General features: G+C 42.2%; 12 protein-coding genes. 4 read left to right on the top strand and 8 right to left on the bottom strand.

Annotated elements, in window-relative coordinates:
* The first annotated feature begins 5 nt into the window (after positions 1-5).
* The 4 genes from ACUN24_RS18950 to ACUN24_RS18935 are packed head-to-tail and all read left to right on the top strand — an operon-like array spanning position 6 to position 8140.
* Positions 6-2429: a zinc-dependent metalloprotease gene (locus ACUN24_RS18950; RefSeq protein ID WP_132396681.1), complete on the top strand. Its 2424-nt coding sequence runs from the start codon at positions 6-8 to the stop codon at positions 2427-2429.
* A gap of 26 nt (positions 2430-2455) precedes the next feature.
* Positions 2456-4804: a zinc-dependent metalloprotease gene (locus tag ACUN24_RS18945; protein WP_445563921.1), complete on the top strand. Its 2349-nt coding sequence runs from the start codon at positions 2456-2458 to the stop codon at positions 4802-4804.
* Positions 4805-4806: 2 nt separating this feature from the next.
* Complete coding sequence (locus ACUN24_RS18940; protein WP_445563920.1) at positions 4807-5901, top strand: thioredoxin family protein; 1095 nt, start codon at positions 4807-4809, stop codon at positions 5899-5901.
* A complete protein-coding gene (locus ACUN24_RS18935; protein ID WP_445563919.1) occupies positions 5888-8140 on the top strand; it encodes a DPP IV N-terminal domain-containing protein in 2253 nt (750 codons plus the stop codon). The genes ACUN24_RS18940 and ACUN24_RS18935 overlap by 14 nt, the downstream gene beginning before the upstream one ends.
* An 818-nt stretch (positions 8141-8958) precedes the next feature.
* Here the strand turns inward: ACUN24_RS18935 and ACUN24_RS18930 are convergent.
* From ACUN24_RS18930 to ACUN24_RS18895, 8 genes are all read right to left on the bottom strand, one after another.
* Positions 8959-9768 carry a sialate O-acetylesterase gene (locus ACUN24_RS18930; RefSeq protein WP_445563918.1) on the bottom strand — a complete coding sequence of 270 codons (810 nt, stop codon included), beginning with the start codon at positions 9766-9768 and terminating at the stop codon, positions 8959-8961.
* 19 nt (positions 9769-9787) lie between these two features.
* The gene (locus tag ACUN24_RS18925; RefSeq protein WP_445563917.1) at positions 9788-11734 is read right to left on the bottom strand and encodes a heparinase II/III domain-containing protein; all 1947 of its coding nucleotides are present in this window, start codon (positions 11732-11734) and stop codon (positions 9788-9790) included.
* Positions 11735-11763: 29 nt separating this feature from the next.
* Positions 11764-13275 carry a metallophosphoesterase family protein gene (locus ACUN24_RS18920; RefSeq protein ID WP_445563916.1) on the bottom strand — a complete coding sequence of 504 codons (1512 nt, stop codon included), beginning with the start codon at positions 13273-13275 and terminating at the stop codon, positions 11764-11766.
* Positions 13272-14210, bottom strand: a complete 939-nt coding sequence (locus ACUN24_RS18915; protein WP_445563915.1) for a DUF5017 domain-containing protein — start codon at positions 14208-14210, stop codon at positions 13272-13274. The genes ACUN24_RS18920 and ACUN24_RS18915 overlap by 4 nt, the downstream gene beginning before the upstream one ends.
* A 10-nt stretch (positions 14211-14220) precedes the next feature.
* Entirely contained in the window at positions 14221-15780 is a 1560-nt protein-coding gene (locus ACUN24_RS18910) for a RagB/SusD family nutrient uptake outer membrane protein (RefSeq protein ID WP_445563914.1), read from the bottom strand.
* A gap of 9 nt (positions 15781-15789) precedes the next feature.
* Complete coding sequence (locus tag ACUN24_RS18905) at positions 15790-19233, bottom strand: TonB-dependent receptor (protein WP_445563913.1); 3444 nt, start codon at positions 19231-19233, stop codon at positions 15790-15792.
* 124 nt (positions 19234-19357) lie between these two features.
* Positions 19358-20467, bottom strand: coding sequence for a FecR family protein (locus ACUN24_RS18900; RefSeq protein ID WP_445563912.1), 1110 nt, complete (start codon positions 20465-20467; stop codon positions 19358-19360).
* A gap of 77 nt (positions 20468-20544) precedes the next feature.
* Positions 20545-21132 (bottom strand): RNA polymerase sigma factor, encoded by a 588-nt coding sequence (locus ACUN24_RS18895; RefSeq protein WP_445563911.1) that lies wholly within the window; start codon positions 21130-21132, stop codon positions 20545-20547.
* Between the last annotated feature and the right edge of the window lie 15 nt (positions 21133-21147).

Genomic DNA, 21147 nt, shown 5'->3' with positions numbered 1-21147 from the left:
CAATTATGAAATTCATTTTTCCGATTCTGCTTTTGATGCTGTTTTCCACAGCATCAAAAGCACAGGATCAGCACGTAACAACCATTAAAAAATTCATTAAGACAGATGCGAAAATGCAAAAAGGCATGTTCAACGTGTATGTTCAGGATGATAAATACCTGTTGGAGATACCAGACAGGTTGTTGGGAAGAGACATCTTGACCAGTATCAGCATCATTAGAGGCTCTGCCCAGCGTAAACGAAATCCATCGATGCGTTATGGTTTCGCGGGCGATGCGATCAACGACCGGGTCATTCGATTCAACAAAGGGATAAACGGCAAGATCAACATTGTGGATCCGGATTTTGTTCAGGCTACAGATACAACCAGTTACTATTTTAACAGCTATAAGTTACAATTAAAACCCGCCTTGGTAGCTTTTGATATTGTGGCTACCGGCGATTCGAGTTCCTTAATTGATGTCACTAATCTGTTTAATGGTGATAGTGATCTGTTTTCCTTAAAGGGAGCGGCAACCGAATTGAAGCTCGGCGCTTTTGAGCCGGAGAAATCAAAGGTTCTCGGCGTAAGTGCCTACGATAATAACCTGGTATTCCGTTCTGTAAAAAGTTATGCAGCAGGTGATCCTCCCCAAATGCCGCCTTCTGATCCGACTTCTGCGCCTCCAAAGGCACCCGAGATGAACCCCACCATGTGGGAGGTTGGTGCATCCTGGTTTTTGCTGCCAGAGGTACCTATGGCACAACGGTATGCTGACAACAGAGTGGGGTACTTTTCTACAGGGCTGAGGAACTATGATGATCCTGAGAAAAGCGAGTTCACGGTTATGGCCAACAGGTGGCGCGTGGAACCAAAACCTGAGGATTTGGAAAAGTACCTGAAGGGGGAACTGGTAGAGCCAGCTAAGCCTATCGTCTTTTATATCGACAGGAATACTCCGGCCTTTCTGGTTCCATACATTATTGATGGGGTAAATGCCTGGAGAAAAAGCTTTGAAAAAATTGGCTTTAAGAATGCTATTACAGGTAAACTATCGCCGACGAAAGAAGAGGATCCTGACTACAGTATGGAGGATGCAAGGTATGCTTACATTTCTTACAAGCCTTCAGAGGTTCCCAATGCGTATGGTCCACAGGTGGTAGACCCACGTTCTGGAGAAATTCTGACCTCTCATATCGCCGTGTTCCACAACATCATGGAACTCTTGCAACGCTGGTATTTTTCAATGTCTGCAGCCAATGATCCCGCTGCGAGAAAGTTCCCTGTTAATACCGCATTAATGGGTACTTTACTGAGAAATGTGATCACCCATGAGGTAGGACACACGCTGGGATTGCGTCATAATTTTGCAGGAAGTTCTTCCTATTCAGTAGATAGCATCCGTAACCGCGATTACGTACGGGCGCATGGTTTTGGGCCATCTGTGATGGACTATATGCGTTTTAATTACGCTGCCCAGCCTCAGGACAAAATGGATCCGAAGGATTTGCTGCCAGTGGTTGGGGTTTACGATGATTATGCCATAGAATGGGGTTATCGGTATTTTCCGCGGTCTAAAGACGCCGGTGCTATAGCAGATCAGTTGAAGCAATGGGTTTCTGACAAAAGAAAAGACGCCAAATATTTTTATTATGACGAAGCTAATATGTTTGATCCAAGGGTACAGAGTGAGGATGTTGGTGACAACAATATGAAAGCAAATGCACTTGGAGTGGAGAACCTGAAAAAGATCATGGCGAACGTCGAACAGTGGAGCTCTGTTGATGATGGATATGGAACGTTGCGGTCGATGTACAGAGCTGTAGAAGGCCGCTACTACAATTATCTCCAACACGTAGTGAGAAACATTGGCTGCGTTTTTAATGATAAACCATTACGCGAGGAGCAGAAGTCCAGCTATGTTCCGGTGAGCCGGGCGCAGCAGAAAGAAGCAATGGATTATCTGTCTAAGTTCATGTTTACTGAACCCAAATGGCTCTATCCTGAGGACGTGATGGCCAAAACCGGATTCAGTTTCGACACAGATGTAGAAGATACTTATGGCGAGCTAATGGGGCGTTTGGCGGGGAAATATTACGCTATGGCTGACATGGAGAATATTTCCGGCATTGCAACTTACCCGGCGGCTGAGTTTTTAACTGACCTGGAGCACATCGTATTCAAAGATCTGGATCAGCCCATCTCCAGGTATAACCGCATGTTTCAGCGCAAGTTTATCACCAGCCTTTTGATGAATGTTGATGGCCGCGAAATTTTTAGCAAAGATGTATGGTTCACCATGAATAAAATGGTATTGCATATTGAAGAACAAAGCAGGGCTGCAGCCGAAAAGCAAAAGGACTTTATTTCTAAAAGCCATTTAATGGCGATAGCGGACATGGTTGAAATATGGCGCAAAGATAATGATGCAGCTTACCTGAGTAGATAATTTAGTATAAATAATTAAACATAGAAATGAAGTATATCTTATCAATCCTTTTTGCAGTAGTGCTGAGCCTTCAGGCGAAGGCGCTCCCGCTGGATGAACCAACACCTTTTGAAAAATTCTATAAAAAACAGATGAAAGTGACGCCTGGTTTATTTACCGTATACCAGGATGGTTCCAATTATTTCCTGGAGATCCCGGCCAGCACGTTAAATACCGATCTTCTGGTCATTGGCGACATCGCCCGTGGTTTTGCCAACAATATTGCCCAGTCATCCGGCGTAATCCGTTTTGGTGTAGGAAACGGAAATGTGCTCAATGTGACTAAAGAAGTCTATAAAGAAGAAACCTCAGCCGACTTCAATCAGGGTTTTGAAGAGCTGGTGCAAAAATCTAACCTTACTCCGGTAAGTTATGTAATTCCGGTAGTGGCCAGAGGGAAAGACAAGAAAAGTTATATCATTGAGCTGACCCGTGAATTGATAGAAGGTGGCAATTTATTTTCTTTCAAGGATTTTAGTGACTTGAGTAGTTCTGATCCTGCCCGCTCCGGTGTACAGGAAGTAAAAGCTTCGGGAGAAGGTGTGGTATTTTCCGTATTACGTACGCAAACTGTTCCGGGAAACAGCGTAAATGGGAGCAAAGCCGTAGATAAGGCTGTAGCTTTTGTACTCAATCTGGGGCTTCAGCGCCTTCCTGTCTCAAAAATGAAAGTCCATGAGTCTGATCCAAGAATAGGATTTGCTACAGTGGCCTACAATGATTTTGGAAAGTATCCATACGGGGTGAGAAACGTTAAGGTAATTACCAAATGGAACCTTAATGTACGACCGGCAGACCAGCAAAAGTACAATGCGGGTGTATTGGTTACGCCGGCAAAGGCAATTACAGTTTATATTGACAAGAATACCCCGGCTTTATTTCTGCCTTATATAAAACAAGGCATTGCCCAGTGGAACGCTGCCTTTGAAAAAGCTGGATTTAAGGAGGTGTTGGTACTTGCTAAAGGGGAGAATGAGAACTGGCTATCTGCAGGAAAAATCCAGATCAAATGGGGAGGAGGCGCTAGTGATGTGCCGGTAAATTTGCTGAGCGACCCACGCACCGGGGAAATTTATACGGCCAAGATGAGCATTTCAGACCAGGTGGTGAATGATCTGCTGCCCTCTTATTATACCAAATGCGGTATGAAAGACCCCAGGATTTTAAAAGACTTGTATAACCCTGAAGTGCGTGGGGAAATCATGAGGTGGAAAGTTGCCCAGGCCATGGGAGAGGTTTTAGGAATGGTGCCTAACCTGCATGGAAGTGCGGCTTATACGCCTGCTCAACTCCGTTCTGGTAATTGGTTAAAGCAGCACAGTTTCTCTTCATCTGTAACTGATGATACACAGTTTAACTTTCTGGTTCAGCCTGAAGATGATGTTGCGGTAACAGATTTAATGCCCAGGGTTTCCGCTTATGATGAGCTGGCCATTGGTTGGGCATACCGCGTATTTGCCGATCGCAATGCCGAAAAGAAAAGCCTGGCTTCCCTGAAACCTTCCAACGTTGCACTAATGTTTCTGGAGGAAAATAAAAGTGATCCCTTTACCCGTAGAGGCGATGTTTCTGCTGATCAGCTGGAAGCTGTAGAACTCGCAATGAATAACTTAATGCGCTATTATCCTCAAGTGGAAAAAGCTTCTGCAGAGATGAAGGGTGGTGATGAAGACTGGAGCAAATTCAAATTGCTTTCTTTTAACTATCAGAAAAATTTCCAACTGTATACAGAACATGTAGCGAGCTATATCGGAGGGACATCCTTACGCCCGGTATTGCGGAATTATAATGACGTACCTGTAGTTTATACGACTAAGAAAGACCAGAAGAAGGCGATGGCCTTATTGAATAACTGGTTTTTCAGCGGGGTCCCTTCCTGGATGCAGAACGAAAGAATGAACCTCGAGAACAATGAATCTGAAGATACCAAAATGCAAAACAGCATGCAGGATTTATTGCGCAAATTAATTAGTCCTGAAGTACTGAACAATCTGATTAAAGCAGAGCATGCGATGGGGAATCAGGCCTATACCAGTCTTGATCTTTTTGAAGATCTGGATCATTATGTGTTCAAAGATTTCAATTCGGTGAATCCATTGAATGAACATACTAAGCTGATGCAGAGCAAGTTTATATTCGACCTGGCTGATGCAACAGTAAAGAACAATTTTGCTGCGGACCTGAGTGATTCGAGTGAAGTTATTCATTTTTATTTCGTCAGGACAATGAAACATATTAAGGAACTGTCAGAACAACACCAGGATCCAAAAGCGAAAGCGCTTTATCAGATGCTCGGAGAAAAAGTTGAAAAACAAATGAACCAAAAGAAAAGCTAGAAATGAAAAGATTATTCCTATTCCTTTTGTTCCTGACAGGTGCATCAGGCTATGCGCAAAACAGAGCGATTACTTTTGAAAAAGGAAGTCTGCAGTCGGCCCTGGCCAAAGCAAAGGCAAGTAATAAATTGGTTTTTGTTGATTGCTTTACCGAGTGGTGCGTACCGTGTAAACACATGGCGAAGAACATTTTTACAATTGATTCTGTGGCGGACTTTTTCAATCAGAATTTCGTTAATGTGGGCCTGGATATGGAAAAGGGAGATGGTATTCCTGCTATGAAAACCTATAAAGTGGGTGCGTTTCCCTCGTTTTTGCTCCTGAATGGTAACGGTGACCTGGTTTATAAGTTTGTGGGTGCAATGGATGCAGGTGAATTCATATCAAAGGTGAAAGAGGGGATGAATCCTGAAAACAAAATAGCCAGGATGAACCGGGAATATGCAGCAGGCAACAGGGATCATGCCTTCATTAGGGATTACATCAAAGAGAAAATCAATATGATGGAGATCAATCCCGCGAAGGAAATTGCTGCTACTTATTTCAACAGCCTTACAGACCAGGAGAAAGTGATGCCCGAAAACTGGTTTCTTTTCGGTGCCAACCGGTATGATATGTACCTGTCTAATGTACACAGCAAAAACTTCGATTACCTGGCAAGCAACTGGAAGGCTTTTGTGAAACACAATGGGAAGGATACAGTAGAAAAGCGAATGGGAGATATGTTCAGAAAGGTAGCCAGTTATGCGTTAAACGGTTTTTATTTTAAAGAATTTCCTTATGTAAAAGCTGAATTTGTTCATTACCGCAAGCAGCTCATCGCAACAAATTTAAAAGACAAAGATCAGTTGATCCTGATGATGAACATGGCAGAAGCAGCGGGAGAAAAAAACTGGCTGAAGGTATCTAATATCCTGGCCGATCACATTCAGGATTTCAGTCCGCAAAACCAGCGGATCGCTTATGATTTTTGGTCGGGATATGGCGTGTCCAAACGTGAAAAGCTGCCAAGGATGAAAGAGATTTCCGAAAAGATCATCCGTACTTCGAAAGACCCTTTTATCATTTCTACTGCAAAAATGTATGAGAATTACTAAGCTAAATATGTTCCGGTTTAAGAAATATATATTTATTGCGCTCTGCAGTGTCTCCATCTGTCTGCCGGCCTTTGCCCAACAAAAGCTGGTGGATACGGCGGGGCATTTTAGTCCCGCTAATTTGCTAAAACAGGTCGGGACGATGCAGGTGATTCCGTTTTTTATCAAAGGCACGGGGAAATTCTGGATGATCGACAATCCTCCGGAGGGAGGAAACCAGTCAGTCAGCAACTACTACCTGGTTGACCCTGCCAGAAAAACGAAGCAGCTCTTGTTTGACAAAGCGGATATTGAGAAAAGCCTGTACAGTATACTTAAACAGCCAGTAGAGGCATCGAAAATCCAGTATCAGACTAATTTTTCAGCTGATGGCCGGACGGTTGAAGTCAGTTATCATGATCAAACCTATGATTATAATTACCTGACAAAAAAGCTAAATAAACGCGCTGCAACAAAGCTGGAGACGCCTGTATACCATATTGGAGATCTTTCGCCTGATAAGCAATGGTTATTATATGCGAGGCACCACAATCTTTACCTGAAAAGAATAGCGGATAGTACAGAAAAGGTATTGACCACTGATGGCGCGGAGAATTTCTCTTTTTCTATTAATGGAACGGATAACTTTGCAGAGACCAATACGCCCACTGATGCGTATTGGCTGCCTGATTCGAAGCATTTCTATGTATTGCGTAAGGATAACAGAAAGGTAGGAACAATGACGGTGACCAATTCACTGATGTCGCCCAGGCCTTATGTAAATACGTATGTTTACGAACTGCCCGGAGATAAAGAGGTGGCGCAATATGATTTTTTTATTGGCGATGTAGCGGAGCCGCGCTTGCAAAAAATAGACATAGGCTTGTGGCCCGATCAGGAAGTTTCCGTGGTGAGGACAAGTGGCTTAAAGGACGAAGTTTTTCTCCTGCGCCGGAAGCGGAACCGTGACGAGGTGGATTTATGTGCGGTTAACCTGCATACCGGGAAAGTCCGTTCTATTATCCGTGAGGTGAGTAAGCCATTTATTAATGAAGATCTTTTCAATGTAAGTATTCTTCAAGCGGGAAAAGAAATCATTTGGTGGTCTGACCGGTCAGGTTGGGGGCATTATTACCTTTACAACGGTGCTGGTCAGCTGCAACGTGCCATAACCAGCGGCAACTGGACTGCCGGGAAAATCGTGGCGACAGATACGTTGAAGCAGGAGCTGTATTTATATGGCTATGGTAAGGAGAAAGACCGGAATCCGTATTATGCTTTTTTGTATAAGACAGATTTTGGGGGCAAAAAGCCGGTGTTATTAAGCCCCGAAAATGCAACCCATCAGGTATTTATGTCTCCGGACCTTCAGTATTTTGTCGACAATTATTCAAGGATTGATCTAAAACCTAAAGCTGTGGTGAGGGACAATGAAGGCAAGAAAATGCTCGAGGTTTTGGATCCGGACCTGACTAGGCTTTACGCTTACGGTTGGAAACCAGCTGAACCTTTCACGGTGAAGGCAAAGGACGGTGTTACGGATCTCTATGGTTTGATGTGGAAACCCTTCAATTTTGATCCGAATAAAAAGTATCCGGTGATCTCTCAGGTTTATCCTGGCCCCTTCACAGAAACGGTATGGACACAGTTTACGCTGATAGATCGTTACAACAATACCGAACTGGCACAGGATGGCTTTGTGGTGGTGGTGATGGGGCACCGTGGGGGTTCGCCTTATCGCAATGCAGCTTATTACAAGTATGGGTATGGGAATATCAGGGATTATGCGCTGGAGGATGATAAGTATGGTTTAGAACAATTAGGCAAACGGTATGCTTTTATGGACATGGACAAGATTGGTATTTATGGACATTCTGGTGGCGGTATGATGGCTGTAGCTGCATTGGCAACTTATCCTGATTTTTATAAAGCTGCAGTTGCATCTTCCGGTAATCATGACAATACTTTATACAACCGTACCTGGGGAGAAAGTTATCAGGGTTTTGATAAACCTTATGATTTAAATCAAAGCCTTGCAAAGAACATCAAAGGACCTTTGCTGCTTGTTGCAGCAGAGTCTGATGAAAATGTGAACCCGGCATCGACGATGCGTATGGTTAATGCGTTGATTCTGGCAGATAAAAATTTTGAACTTCTGATGCTTCCAGGACAGCACCATACGTATGAAGAGCCATATAAAACTTATTATGAGAAAAGGACGAGACAATTTTTTTCAAAGTGCTTTTTTCATGCTTATTGAAAAAGGTGTGTAAAAAGGATTTTCACTACTATCCCTCATGCAAAACCTATAGCAGTTAAAAAAGCGTCAGTTATATTTTTGCCGAAAAGAGTTGTCAACTTTAATAGCCTTTTGCTAGAAAGTTGACAACTCTGAATATTCCAATCCAAAAAGCCATAATTTTCGTATATTAACTTGAGTTCGATTAATAATTTGCTTTAATTTGGGTTATTTGGCGCCCTGTATGAACGGTCGTCACCGTGAACTTGTTTCAGGGGCTTTATAGCGAGGCGGTTTAACAGGAAAGATGCTGAAATAAATTCAGCATGACGATCGCGTGAGGTAAAGCGGCTGTAAACACTCACTATGATTTAAATATTACTCGAAATCAGGTTATTAACTTGAGTTCGATTAATAATTTGCTTTAATTTGGGTTATTTGGCGCCCTGCATGAACGGTCGTCACCCTGAACTTGTTTCAGGGGCTTTATAGCGAGGCGGTTTAACAGGAAAGATGCTGAAATAAATTCAGCATGACGATCGCGTGAGATAAAGTGGCTTTAAACACTCACTATGATTCAAATATTACTCGAATTCAGGTTATCAACTTGAGTTCGATTAATAATTTGCTTTAATTTGGGTTATTTGGCGTCCTGCATGAACGGTCGTCACCCTGAACTTGTTTCAGGGTCTTTATAGCAAGGCCGTTTAACAGGAAAGATGCTGACCACGATTAGCTATTAGGCCTTTAAAACAGGATAATCAAAAGGAATGATAAGCTTCCGGGCAAAGGGCAAAACCCAAGAACACGCAGTACTATTCAAATATAGTTCCAGGCAGCTATTGTTTATTATGCCAGCTTTGTACTTCAATCATCTTTTTTGCAAAGCGGTGCCCCAGGTTAGTTGCCGAAGGCCCATCGAAATGGGTACTATCTCCTTTATGCGCCAAGCCCTCAGAAGTTACCAGGCCTGTAAATGGTATGCTTTGCGGTACTTTAGCAAGTTCGGCATTAATTAACGCGTATTGCGCTCTATAGCGGCCAAGTTCGCCCACAATAAAAGGTAAGTTTGGGTTGCCTACTTCTTTTCTAATTGCTTTTATAAGCGTATCCAGTTGTGCCAGGTACAGCCTGGCTTTCTCCTCTGAGCTGTTGGCTTCACCTTGATGCCAGAGTACTCCCTTAACAACTCCATATTTCATGGCTTCCCTAATGCGAAGTAGCGCATCATCATAGGGATGGGTACTGGTAGACTGATCAAAAGCTCCAGGCTTCCATCTTTCTATTGAAGTTCCGCCAACGGCACATGGGATCAGGCCGATCTTAACGTTAGCATTTGCGTTGGCCATGTCTATTCCAAAGGCTAATCCGGGGCCTACTCCAACTGCTTTGGGCTTATCAAAGTGCAGCGGGTTTCTGGCAGGTAGCCATTTATGATCCTTCGTGAACATAAAAACCCTCGGGTGGCCCTGTTTTTGAAATTCGGGTGTTATGGTTCCCCTCCCTGCCATGTTCGATTGGCCAATGAGAATATAAAGTTCAAAATTAGGGTTCTGGGAAAAGCAATGGCCAGCCAGGAAAATGATGAAGCCCATGGCTAAAGAGAATTTTCTTATAGTCTGATGGGTTATAGCTAGTAAATACATCATGCGATTTAATTTTCTACGTTTAGTTTCTAATTTCAATTTGGTGTGAACCAGTTAATTTTTTGCTTTTTCGCTTTAAGATTAGCCTACTCAAATTAGCAGGCCATGACGCTGCTAATCTAGCATCATCTATTTTTTTCAGTTCAATTTCAAAATCAAATACCTGTGGATCAAAAATTAACGATATGGTTTTTCCCTGAGGGTTTCTAATCTGGAGATTTCCTTTCGCTACGGCCGATACAGTACCATTGATGAGAAAACTTAATGACGAACTTGTTATAAATGCACTCAGCTTAAAATCTTCCCTCAATTTAATAACCCCTGCCTCATGCTGAAATATGAAAGCTCTTTTCCAGGTATCTACCTGTGCCTCTTTTGGGTAGGCTGCTGATAGTTCCATTGAAAGCTTGGTGACGTCTCCTTTATTTTCAAATGATACTTCTTTAGCCTGATAACTTTTTCCGGCCTCCTGCACTGCACCGTTTATGGTTGGGCAATTATGCCAATCAGACCTGGTGTTCCAGATTTTATACCGATCTGGGCCAAATGTCTGCTTATTATATACGCCTACACCAGCATCAATAATCAGGGGGGTACCGTCTTTGTAAACTATAAAGTTGCCAATATCATTATGGTTATGGCTTTCTGCATTGTTGCCACCTTTCACGGCAAGAAACAAGCCTTTAGCGCTTCCCTCGTTCTGTCTGGCGGTAAGTATCTGAACATCATTTAGCCAGGCATATTTTAGTTGAGGAGCAACCGGATTAAGGGATTTAAATTCATCCCTAATTGCTAAAGAATTTACAAAGCCATTGATGTTACCGAGGTCAAAAGTCTGGTCGCCGTTATTTATTTTTCTGATGTATGCTGCATACTCCAACAGCTTTTTATCATGATATAATTTGCCAAACTTATAAACCTTCGTGGGATCCTGGGCGTTTGATGCAGTGGCATCGGCAAAATTTACATCATAATTTTGATCGATGTGGACCTTGTAAATGTAGGTACCTATGTTATGGATAAGTTCACTTTTAGAGAAATCTAACTGATGGTTGGAAAATACCGAAAGCAGGTCGATATAATCAATCAGCGCACCGCCAGCTATTCCCCAATAGGAGGGGCCTTCGTCACAACCCCCATCAGGACTATACGAATTGAGGAAGATATCAACGCTTTTCATCGATTTTTCGATCATCGATTTCCGGCGGCTGGCATCATCTTCCGCTAATATGGCCGAACTGAACACATTTGTATTGGTGAAAATATTCCAATTGTTCATTTTTTTGCTGGTATGGAAACCCATCCACCAAAAATCGTCCCTGTTAAGGTAAGGATCGAATATTCGCTTTTTTAATTCTGCATCAATTCTTTCGTTCAATAGGGGATACGAGACACTAAATTTATCTCCAAACAAATACTTGGCATACGATAAAATCATGGCGGTATGGCTTGCAAAGAGATCAATAACAGGCTCATTTACATCCGGTAAACCGTTCCCGGCCTTTTGGAGGCTCATGTGCGCAGGTAATGCCCAGGTACTTTCTTCGCAGATCAGTCCAAGTCCATTTATAATTTCATTTAAATATCTGCCATCATTGGCCACCAGTTCTCCAATCATTAAAATGTTTAATTTGTTTCTACGGGCGAAGTAGTTATTTTCATAGTTTACCCTGTTGCCCGTAGTTTTAAATTCGTTAAACTGGCTTAAGGTTAATAATGTCCATGGCGTTCCTAAAGCAGCATCTGTGCTTGCAATAATTTGTTTCTTTGCATTGTCTGGCAGGGCATTAATTTGTGCCCTAAGCATTTCCTTATTGGTCTTTTTTATATGGTCAACAGCAGCGAATACCCCGGTATTATTTTTTGCCTGGTACAAACCGAAGATGTAGGAGCTGGTGCCCACCTGGGCCATTACTCCATAATGGCATAAAATAAGGGCTAAAAAAAGCAATTTCTTAAAGGTCATCATTTAGGTTAGTCGATTTTAACAAGCATTGGTTAGCGCTTTAAATTGATACTTACTTTTTTAACGGTTCCGGCATTTACATCTGCATCAACATCTACAATGGTTAGCTTGCCACTGTTGAATTGTTGGAAAACACGGCCACCCGAAACCAGATATGCACCTTTTTTCATTACAAACCTTACCCTGCAACCAGGGAGTTCGGCTGGCAACTTATTTTCAATTAGGGCAACATTACTGGTGGCTAACCCGGCATTGTTAGACTTAAATGTGAGCGTTAAGTTCAGTTTAATCTTGTTATAGGGATCGGTAGGGTTGGAGCAGAAGCGTAGGGGTTCGGTATAAGTGAATTTTCCGCCATCAATGCGGATAATGCGGAAAAAGCCAAGAATTTGTTCCCATCGATGGTTTTCGCCACTCCTGCACACTACTCCCGGTCTGATTCTAATAGTCGGTGTTTTGCCCAGTGTATCTACGTGGGGCGTGTGGATATGCCCGTTTACAATTAAGCCAATTTTTTGTTGGTTTAGGAAGCCCGTATCAGCCCGGTCATGACGATGTTGTGCCATAATCCGCAACTGGCCAGGTCCGTTAAGATCCAGGAAATTTTGAAGTGTTTTGCCCTGTAGACCCGACATCGGTTTTTTATTGGGGATGTCCTTCACCTGATCTCCCAGATAATCGTCGATGAACATAAACCTGGTGCCTGCGTATGCGAGCCCAGAAACCCTAATGCCGCATAAAGCATTCCATTGGGCAGCTTTAGCTGGATGGTCATTTTCATTCATCCCATAAAAATCGTGGTTGCCCGGAACTGAGAATACCGGGGCATTGATATATTGCACACCTCTGTAGCCTTTGGCACCCTCGAAATAGTTTCTGTATTTTTCCTCTATGGTGGGCAGTTTGGTATATCCCTTAATGGTATCGCCACCCCAGCCACGGGCATCCTTATTAAATCTGGTATAGTCATGGATCAGGTCCCCGGTTACAATAACAAGGTCGGGTGAGATGATGTTGGCAACCGTAATAAACCGGTCCATTAGTTGCAGTTCTTCAGCAAAGCCATTATCGGCAGGTCCAACCCAGTTACGGGAAATATGCGTATCGCTGATATGGATAAAGCTGTGTTTTGGAGAAAACTGCTTAACCAGTTTAACCGATCGTCGGGAAATTTCAACTTCTCCTGCGGCATAGACCATAAGGTCGTACATATCTTGCGGACGGCCTTGTGGTACGGTTACCCAGATCTTGTTGTTGGTGTACATTGTGGTATAGGTATCGTATTCGAACCTCCCTTTGGATACTGAATCTATCTTTAACAAAACCCTGCTATAAGGACCTTTGAGTACAATGGAATCAATTTGATGTTGGGCCTTATTATTGTACAGGATATGGAATTGTGTTCCCGTTTTCACGATGGCAGGCGAGGCCCTAAAAGGGTAGACGATTCCTCCCGCCGGGATAAAAACCTGGGCAAGGCTATTTTTGCTTACCAGCAAAAGGAAGGTAAAAAGTAAGTATATGCTAATTTTCAGTGTTCTCATGGTACTATCGTAATTTCTATTTCCTTTAAAAGTTCTTTTTTGGAGTTTATCCGGTTATTTGATGTGGCAAATACAGCTTTATAAACACCAGGTTTAGTGTAAATGTATTTGTAAACTGATGGCAGGGTTTCAGAAATGCCCTTTATTGGAATGCTTTTATCTGGCCCTAACATAATTGTATTCAAATCTACCGCCTTACTCACTGCCCAGAAGTCGGTTTCCACCAGTTTTCCTTCATTTGTAATGTTACCACGGAAAACAATCTGTCCATTACTCTGCGTAATCGAACTTCTGTTCGGCTCAATTATTGGCCCGGACTGTACCAGTGTCCAGGCTGCAGTTAATTGATCAATTGCTGAATTTTTTCCTAATTCTGTTACCGTATTAAGGGCTAAATCCCTAATGGTCCATGTCCTTTGCGTGCCGGTTGCCGCGTCCTGAGGTTTTGTAACATAACGAAATGCAACATATAAAGGTTTGGTCCTATCGGTTACCAGGGTTGATAAATCTAGTGTGCCGGAAGGGGCATATACAGCGTTTACAGAACCTAAGGTGACTAAATCTGTAATGTTTTTAAAGTTTCCTGCCTTTATAGATTCGATATCAAATTTTCCGTTAAAATCTGAAGATAGATATACACTAAGCTGATTCGCCTGGTTTCCATTCTGAACCCGTGATTGAAAAGAAAGGGAAATGGATTGAATATCTATTTTCCTTCCACCGATAAATGAATAATCGTTCAAATACTCTCCAGAGTAAAAGGAAACGAAATCCGGATCGCCTTCTAACTTAAAAACAACCGTGTCGCCCAATTTAAAAGTGGTTTTATTAGCGGTAGCGTTGAATTCAGGTATATCTACAGTCTCCTTTTTACAACCAAGGAAAAGCAGTGACAGTAGTATCGCAAGTTTTCCTATTAAATATTTTGTTTTCATGTCCTTTTATTTAATATCCTGGATTTTGTCTCATTAAACTATTTAAACTTAGCTCTAGTGTTGGAATAGGTAATAGCAGATTACGGGCTTTTACATTCGTATAACCCGTTGCACCATACTGGAGATTGGTAGGCGCATTGTTTAGGATGTCATTTTCTACATCTTTCATCACGTTGATAAATATTCCCCATCTGATCAAATCGAATTTGCGAAGTGCTTCATAGCACAGTTCCCTGGAACGTTCATCCTGGATTATTGCCCGGAATTTATCTTTATTGGGGGCATCTACAGTAGTAAAGTTTCTCGCTTTTGCCCTGGCCCTTACTTCATTTAATGCATCAAATGCTAATTTGGTAGGTCCGTTCACTTCATTTTCGGCCTCGGCATACATCAGTAATACATCGGCATAACGCAATATCGGAAAGTTTGTTGGCCCGAAATCGGGATTTCTCTGAACCGCTATTTCATCCTGGATCCGCCATTTTCCGGTATCTCTGGCGTAGATATCTGTAGGCAGAAATGTTAAGGTATCTGCTAAATTGCCACTGGTAATTACCGGGAAATAATACGTTGCGATATTTCTATTTTTACGAACATCATGGGCATCATCATACTTGCGGTACAATACTGCAGTTGCACCCACTTCGGCATAACCATATAATTGAGCAGAAGTATTACGTACCGATAGCTTTTTAGCAAAACCGCCACCCGGGTAGATTGGATTTGACAATCCATTTCCTATAACTTCAACCTCCCATAAATTCTCGTTAATATCATATTTATCCTGTGTATGGTTAATGAAAATTTGCGCGTAATCAGGGTTTAATTTATGTACACCCGATTTAATAACCATCTCCGACCATTTTCTGGCTTCCTCAAACTTCGACACATCATTTAAAGGTGCGCCGGCCATTTTCAGGCAAACCCTTGCCAGGATGCCTTGAACAGCTGTTTTACTCACCCTTCCAGAAAATCCATAATCTTTGATGTTACCTACCAAACCTTCTGCCGTGATCATATCCCCCAGGATCTGGGCATATACCTCTTTTTGTGGCGTACGGGCATGATCTACCTCTAATCCGGAAACGGTAGGCGTCAGGATCAATGGTACATCGCCCCAATTGTGTACCAACTGGAAATAAAAAAATGCACGCAAAAACAAGGCTTCGCCTTTAATTCTCCCTCTAAGCGTTTCATCCATTACAGGCTTGTTGATATTAGCCAACAACAAATTAGCGGAGTTAATTCCAGTATATAAGGAACTCCAGGTGGTGGTAATGGTGTTATTAGAACCATCGGCATTATAAACAATCGGATCTATCTTAGCCGATGATCGCTTATAAAATGCCTCATCACTGCCAAAGGCCAAATCAAAGACCAGGTTTCTACCATATACACCTCTGTTATTAAGCTGGCTATAGATACCTGTAAGTGCCTTATCAAGGTCGCCTGCAGATAAGAAATAGGTTTCTGGGGTGGTAAAGTCTTTAGGCTCTACATCAAGGTATTTTTCACAGGATGTTACCGTTAACATGATGATGAGCAGTGGGAATAAATATTTTATTTTCATAACTGATAATTAAAAAGTAAGGTTTGCACCAAATGTTATTGTTCTGGCACGCGGATAAACAGACCAATCGAATCCTGGTGTCAAGGCAGAGTTATAGGCAGAAACCTCCGGATCGTATCCCTGATATTTGGTCCAGGTATACAAATTCTGCGCTGACAAATTAAACCTTAAGGATTTTACTCCTATAGATTTCATCAATTTAGCAGGCAGCTGATAACCGAGGGAAACTGTTTTCAAACGTAAAAAAGAGGCATCTTCAATCACTCTGCTGGAGTAGGCATTCGGGCCATATCCACCTGTTCTGTAGTAGGTATTGTTTGGATTTTCCGGCGTCCAGCGGTTGGCATAAGTTGCAAACATATTTTGCGACGAACGGCCAAAACCTTCAAATACGATTCTATTTGCATTCAATACTTCATTTCCGTAAGAAAATTGGAAGAATACGTTCAGGTCGAAACCTTTGTACGTAAAATTATTAGAAAAACCACCGATGAAATCAGGGTTGGGATTACCAATTACGGTATAATCGCTCGTATTGGCAATTCCATCACCATTAAGATCGCGGTATTTGATATCGCCTGGCTGGATATCTTCGCGGTCGTTGCCATTTGATGCGATTCCGGGCTTGAGCAGGTATTTTCCTGATGGAAGTTTATTGAAATCTGCATATTGATAATTACCTTCCCAGATTAACCCATAAAACATGCCTATAGGTTCTCCAATTTTAGCCATATAAGCCGGTAAATTCCTATAGTTTGTATCCCAATTAATTTGGCTAACCAGTGCTGTTTGATTTTGTGTGAGCGCAAGTACCTCGTTACGGTTAAATGCGATGTTGAAGTTACTAGACCAGCTGAATGTTTTATTCCTGATATTTGACGTTTCTAAAGTGAACTCCAGACCCCTGTTTCCCACACTGCCAATGTTTTTAAAAGAACGGTCAAAACCTAGTGAAGGTGGCAACGTGGCATTGAGCAATAGGTCTTTAGTGGTTTTTTTATAGACATCTACATTTAAATTTACACGATCTTTAAAAAAAGATAATTCCAAACCTAAATCTGTTTGAACAGTGGTTTCCCATTTCAATTTATCATTGCCTAAATCTGTTGCAATTACCCCTCTTGATATCGCATTGTTAAACGGATAGATTCCGGAGATAGATTGGAAAAGCGTAGACATATAAGCAAAATCACTTACCCTGTTATTACCAGTTGCGCCTATTGTTGCCCTTAATTTTGCATCCGAAATAAACTTCAACGGTTTCATAAATTTCTCCTTGCTAAAGCGCCATGCAATTCCACCTGATGGAAAATATCCGGTTTTATTCCCTTTAGAGAACTTAGAAGAAGCATCAGCCCGCATAGATAGGGTTGCTAAGTATTTAGAGCCATAATTATACTGGATTCTGGATAAAAACGAAACAAGTGTATTATCGGTAGCGCTTGATGAAATGCTGTTTGGTACCCCTTCGTCTAAACCATAAACCCCAAGGGCTTCGTTTGGAATAAAGTTAGCCATTGCACCAAAACCACTGGCACTTCTGCCTGAGATTTCAAATACACCAATTGCATTTAATTGATGGTATTTTCCAAATTTCTTATCATAAGTAACCTGGTTCGTGTTTACATAATTATTTACTTCAGAAAATGAAACAGAGCCGCTTACCCCACTGGCCTGGCCTTGTGGCGTTAAGGGACTTCCGGCACGTGTACTGGAACCGTCGAAAGAATTTAACCTTGTCATTTCACTTGTGATACTTCCAGCTACCTTGAACTTAAAATCTTTTAAGGTGTACTCTCCGTATGCGTTGGCACTCAGTGAGCTTCCGATCCTGTCGCGAAGCATATTTTCATAGTTCTTTAGGGGGTTAAACCGCTTATCATTCACAATATCAACAGAAAGATCAATGTCTTCTTCTCCCACATCAACTCCCGGGTTTCCATTCACAGGCCTGAATCCCCATACACTGTACATCAATGCTTCAGATAAAAACGAACCTGAACCCGGGATAGGTGAGCTGCCGAACTGCTTATTCCGGCTATAATTGATGTTTCCCGCCAGCATGAACTTATCAGAAACCCGCTGGGTTATGCGCATACGTCCCTGGTAACGCTGGTAACCTGAGGTTACCAAAACGCCCTCCTGATCTAAATAGTTGCCTGAAAATGCATATTTGGTGCCCTTTGTTCCACCGCTGATGGATAAACTGTGGTTTTGTTGTGCTGCACTCCTAAACATACGGTCTTGCCAATTTACAGCCTCTACATTACGATAAGACTCGAGCGAAGGACGATCTGCATTAATATATAATAAAGGAGCGAGATCTGGTATCCGTTCGAAGGAATACCTCACGAATTCGTAAGCATCAAATACCTCCATGCGCTGAATAACCTTTTGAGCGCCATAACTGCCATCGTAAGCAATCACCGCAGTGCCCTCTTTACCAGATTTGGTAGTGATAATAATTACGCCATTGGAACCCCTGGCGCCATAAACTGCGGTAGCCGCGGCATCTTTTAGCGTTTCAATCGATTCAATATCATTTGGATTGATATTGTTGTTATTTGGATTTTCGATTGCAAAACCATCAATTACATAAAGTGGGGCATTTGTGCCTGTAATTGAATTTGCCCCGCGAATAATAATATTGATGTTCGATCCGGGCTGGCCATCAACCGAAGTTACCTGAACCCCTGCAATACGGCCGGCCAAAGCTTCTTCGAAAGACCGTACCGGTGCTTTGTTCATGTCGGCCACATTCGCCGATCCAACAGATCCTACTAAATCTCTTTTTGCAACAGCACCGTAACCGATTACGATCATTTCATCCAGTTGTGAAACACTTTCCCTCAGCTTTACATTAATTGTTTTTCTACCTGCAACGGCAATTTCCCTGGTATCATAGCCAATGGATTTGAAGATCAATATGTCATTGTCATTAGGTACTTTTATTGTGTAAATTCCAGCGTTATCTGTCGCCACTGCAACGGCAGTTCCTTTCAATTGTACAATCGCACCTGGTACCGGGCGGCCTGCAGTGTCTGTTACAGTTCCCCTTACTTCAATGGCTAATGACGAGGCTACTTTCTTTTCTTTAATGATGACTGTTTTTTCTTCGATAATGAAGGTAAAGGGTTGTCCCGAGAGACAGCTTTCCAGTGCATCGGTTAGCGACACATTTTTGATGTCCACATCAATCGGCCTGGCATTCTGCAACATTTGAATGTTGTATATAAAATGATATCCGGTTTGTTTCCTAATGTTGGCCAGGATTGTAGCTATCGATGCCTGTTTAAGGGAAAGGCTTACCCGCTGCGCGAAACTGGCGGCTGAAACGTGCAATAGAAAGGCAATTAGGAAAAGGATTGTTAATTTAATGCGCATAACCCACTGTGTTTTATAGAGCTTTGAGGTACCTGGTAAAGCAGGATTGTTTCGTATGTAAAAATTCATACATTTGATATGTTTTGTTTGGTTTGAATTTGTTATGATGGCAATATTTAAGGCTTTCCAAAGCGATTGGCCAGGAGTGTTCGAAGCACTTCTGGTTTTTTGGCTTAGCCGGTCGATTGTAATGTTATGGCATAACAGTTACCCTCCTTCCTTCTATTTTAAAATGAATGCTTCCGGTATATTCCAACATTTTGAGCACTTTTGCTGCTTCATCAAATCGGGATACTGATCCCGTAAAGCGCTGGTCAACGAAATTCTTACTGTAGTCGATCTCAATATTATACCAACGCGATAATTTTCGCATAATGCTCTTTATATCTTCATTAGTAAACTGGAAATATCCCTTTTTCCACGCTATGGCCTCTTCCAGGTCTGTTTTCTGAACAGTTATTTGTTGGCTTTCAATATTAAACAAGGTTTGCTCTCCGGGCTTGATAAATATAACATTATTTTCGGTAACCACTTTGACTGATCCTTCCATCAGCGTTGTTTTGATGAAGGTCTCATTGGGATAACTACTCACATTAAAATGTGTTCCCAACACTTCTACCGTCTGTCCCTGGCTTATTACCTTAAATGGCTTGTGTTTATTAACTGCTACCTCAAAGTAAACTTCCCCAACAATTTCTACGGTTCGTTCGTTAGCACCAAAAATGCTTGGGAATTTTAATGAAGATGCCGCGTTTAGCCAGGCCCTGGTACCATCGGGAAGCTCAATCTGATATTGGCCACCACGAGGTGTTCTTAAGGTATTATAGTTCACTTCGGGACCGGAAGATATCGCATTGGTGCCATTAAATGTTAATTTGCCACCTCCCAATTGTGCCACCATGGCTCCGTTCTTTGCTGTCGTTAGTCCGGATTTTGCATCGGATAATGGGATAACCGTTCCATCTGATAAAAGCAGTTCGGCTTGGTTTGTTCCTGGCATTATCCTGGAAATGCTGACCGGCTTTTGAATATTGCCTTGCTCATTTGAATGATAGAAGAAAAGGCATATTGCCAGGCAGGCCGCGGCCGTGGTAATCAACAACCAGTTTAGTCTTTTGGCCGGTTGGCTGGCTTTTCTTAATTCCTTCCAGATATTGTTTTCCAGTTCCGCATAGTCTGGATGGCCGGGATCTTCAGCCGAAGCTGCCGTAGCATTATACCAGGATTCGACGATAGTACGTTCTTCTGGTGTACAAGTATGGTCAAGGTATTTCCTAATTAACTCTTCTGGTGTGCTACTCATATCTATCCGAATGTCGGTGTTATAGGTAGAGTAGGTTAACTAAAACGAAAGTGGTAGCCGAATTTGATTTTTTTTTTCTATGGCCAAAAAACCAGTAAAAGACAAATGCTTCCCAGTTTAAGGCGTAGGATCTTAAGTGCGTTATAGATCTGCTTTTTAACGGTCTGGTCTGAGATTTCCATTTGCATGCTGATCTGTTGGTAGCTGAAATGAGATTTTCTGCTGAGTTCGAACGCTTCGCGCATTTTTGCAGGCAGCATGGAAATTTCATGCTCGATTAATCTGCTCAGTTCATTTTCTCTTACTGCATGATCTGTGGTGTATTCACCTTTTTCTATAAAGACCCCCAACGATTTCAGATGGTCTTTGCGTACTTTTCTTTTATCGATCAGATCAAATACCTTGTACCTTACCATGCCATATAGATAGGAGTTGAGCGAGGTTTCTATATTGAGCGCCGGTGCCTTATTCCACAGCGTTAAAAACAAATCCTGTATCAGGTCTCTAGCTTCTTCGTCATTTGATAACATCCGCCTGGCATGGCGAAACAGCATAACCCAGTAACGGCAATATATTTCCTGGTAAGCTGTTTGGTCACTGAGTTTCAACAGTTCTATCAACTCACCGTCAACAAGATCTTTATAAGCAGTTGCACGGTATTCCATATTAACTTCAGCCTT

The sequence above is a fragment of the Pedobacter sp. WC2501 genome, assembly GCF_052682415.1.
Note: the sequence above shows the minus strand (reverse complement) of the source record. Positions and strands in the feature narration are given on the sequence as shown.